We start from the raw sequence: 279 nt of genomic DNA, 5'->3' as shown, positions 1-279 counted from the left end.
GAATGTCATTACTTTGAATTCGAACAATCCAAAGGGGGTAATGACGGCGGTTTTTGGTACGTCTTCGGGTGCCACCGGGATTTGGTGGTATGCCCTGGTGAGGTCCAGGGTTGAGAAGACGGTACACCCGCGCAATTTGTACGAAAAATCGTATAGGTGCGCTATTGGGTACCTGTCGGGGACTGTCACTGCATTCAGTGCTCTATAATCGCCACATGGTCTCCATTCACCGTTGCGTTTCTTGACGAGGTGAAGAGGGCTTGCCCATGGGCTGACCGA

Annotated in this window: 1 protein-coding gene; it reads right to left on the bottom strand. The window is 52.0% G+C overall.

What is annotated here, in order from left to right; translation table 11 throughout:
• On the bottom strand, positions 1-279 hold a 279-nt coding region (locus IU476_RS37335), incomplete at both ends, for a reverse transcriptase family protein (RefSeq protein WP_195106774.1).

The sequence above is a fragment of the Nocardia blacklockiae genome (assembly GCF_015477355.1).
GTDB classification, from domain to species: Bacteria; Actinomycetota; Actinomycetes; order Mycobacteriales; family Mycobacteriaceae; genus Nocardia; species Nocardia blacklockiae.
Note: the sequence above shows the minus strand (reverse complement) of the source record. Positions and strands in the feature narration are given on the sequence as shown.